At 71.5% G+C, this 2,279-nt stretch carries 3 protein-coding genes; all 3 read left to right on the top strand.

What is annotated here, in order from left to right:
* Positions 1-56: 56 nt before the first annotated feature.
* The gene (rimI, locus tag G3N92_RS33080; RefSeq protein WP_206131721.1) at positions 57-554 is read left to right on the top strand and encodes a ribosomal protein S18-alanine N-acetyltransferase; all 498 of its coding nucleotides are present in this window, start codon (positions 57-59) and stop codon (positions 552-554) included.
* Entirely contained in the window at positions 541-1,590 is a 1,050-nt protein-coding gene (locus G3N92_RS33075) for a uracil-DNA glycosylase (protein WP_206131720.1), read from the top strand. The genes rimI and G3N92_RS33075 overlap by 14 nt, the downstream gene beginning before the upstream one ends.
* A partial coding sequence (locus G3N92_RS33070; protein ID WP_206131719.1) for a DUF1853 family protein occupies positions 1,587-2,279 on the top strand: 693 nt, incomplete at its 3' end. The genes G3N92_RS33075 and G3N92_RS33070, both read left to right, overlap by 4 nt.

Below are 2,279 nucleotides of genomic sequence, written 5' to 3'. Positions count from 1 at the left end.
GTCGCGCAGACCACGGCCGAACGGCTCGCCGCGCGCGCGGCGCAGGAGGCGGGCCGATGAGCGGCGTGCTGATGACCGATCGTTATCTCGCGCCGATGACCGATGCCGATCTCGACGAGGTGGTGACGATCGAGAAGGCGGCCTACGAATTCCCGTGGTCGCGCGGCAACTTCGAGGATTCGCTGCGCAACGGCTACTTCGGCGTCTGCATGCGGCACGTGACCGGCACGCTGGTCGGCTATTGCGTGCTGATGCCGGTGGTCGACGAGATGCATCTGCTCAACCTGTGTGTCGCGCCCGCCGCGCAACATGGCGGCTGCGGGCTCGCGCTGCTGCGCGAGGCGGTACGGATCTCGCGCGCCGAGCGGCTCGACGGCATGCTGCTCGAAGTGCGGCCCACCAACCCGCGCGCGATCCGGCTCTACGAACGCTTCGGCTTCGAGACGATCGGCCGACGCAAGAACTATTACCCGGCCCGGCACCGCACGCGCGAGGATGCGATCGTGATGCGGCTGACGCTCGGCCCGCAAGGAGGCGCGCATGACCTGGCTTGATTCGGCGCTCGACGAAATGGGCCTCGGGCCGCGCTGGGTGCGTCGCGTGGAGAGGGCGGACGCGGCGGTTGCCGCGGATCCGTCGGCCACTGCGGGCGCGCGCGCCGAGGCGATGCCGCCGGTACCGGACGCGACCGTGGCGCGTCGCGCGCCTTCGCCGGCCGTGCTCGACGCGGATGGCGGCGTGCCGCAGGTTGCCGGCAGAACGGACGCGCCGCGCGATCGCGCGCCGATGCCTGCCGCCACACGCCGCGATGCCGAACCGGCAATCGCCCGCCAGGCCGAACCGGAACCGCGCCGCGCGCAGCAGCCGGCTTCGCCGCCGGCCGATTCCGCGTTCGACGATTCCGCCTGGTTCGATGCCACGCCCGCTGCCGGTCTGCCTTCGCATGGCGTCGAGCCGGCGGAGCCGGCCCATCCGGCCGCCGTGCGCTCCTCGGTTGCCGATCTCGGCTGGGACGAACTCGAATCGCGCGTCTCGGCCTGCGAGAGCTGCCGCCTTTGCGAGAAGCGCACGCAAACGGTGTTCGGCGTGGGCGACCGCGAAGCCGACTGGATGCTGATCGGCGAAGCGCCCGGCGAGAACGAGGACAAGCAGGGCGAGCCGTTCGTCGGCCAGGCCGGCAAGCTGCTCGACAGCATGCTGCACGCGCTGTCGCTCAAGCGCGGCGAGAACGTCTATATCGCCAACGTGATCAAGTGCCGCCCGCCCGGCAACCGCAACCCGGAACCGGACGAAGTGGCGCGCTGCGAGCCGTATCTGCAACGCCAGGTGGCGCTGGTCAAGCCGAAGCTGATCGTCGCGCTGGGCCGCTTCGCCGCGCAAACGCTGCTGAAATCGGACGCCAGCATCGCCTCGATGCGCGGGCGCGTGCATCAGTACGAAGGCGTGCCGGTGATCGTGTCCTACCATCCGGCCTATCTGCTGCGCAGCCTGCCGGACAAGGCCAAATCCTGGGCCGACCTGTGCCTCGCGCGCGATACCTATCGCGACGCGGGCAAGGTTGCGCAAGACGGCCGCACGGGCGACGCATGACGGAGGCCGCGCGGTCCGCACCGTGGGTGGGGCTGCGCGATGCGGCGGTACGCGATCTCGCCTGGCTGCTGGCCAGTGCCGATCTGCTGGCGGGCTCGGCCGCCGCGCCGCTGGCCCGGCCATGGCAGGGCGATGCCGAAGCCGCGCGGGTGCTGGCCTGGCTCGCCGCGCTCGATGCGGAGCCGGCCCCGCTGCGGCAGGCCGTCGAGGCCGCGCAGCCCACGCGCCTTGGCCGTTACGCCGAAACGCTGCTGGCGTTCTTCGCCGCGCACGGCCCCGCCTGGACGCTGGTCGCCGCGAACCTGCCGGTGCGCGTCAGCGGCCGCACGCTCGGCGAATGCGACTTCCTGCTGGTCGCGCCCGATGGCGAGCGCCTGCATTGGGAACTGGCGGTGAAGTGTTATTTGTGCGCGGCCACTGCGGGCGAGGCCGCGCTGCGCGACTATGTCGGCCCCAATTTGGCCGACCGTTTCGATCTCAAGTTCCGTCGTCTCGTCGATCATCAATTGCCGCTCAGCGCGCGCGAGGAATTCGCGTTCACGGGGCAGGCCGGGCCGTGGGCGGCGCGCATGTTCGTCAAGGGCTGGCTGTTCTACCGCGACGACGGCGGTGCGCTCGACGGCAACGCGCCGGCGGCCCCGGCCGAGCTCGACGCGGCGCATCCGCGCGGCTTCTGGGCCACGCGCGGA

Origin of the sequence: Burkholderia sp. Ac-20379 (assembly GCF_017104645.1) — a bacterium.
GTDB lineage: Bacteria > Pseudomonadota > Gammaproteobacteria > Burkholderiales > Burkholderiaceae > Burkholderia.
Note: the sequence above shows the minus strand (reverse complement) of the source record. Positions and strands in the feature narration are given on the sequence as shown.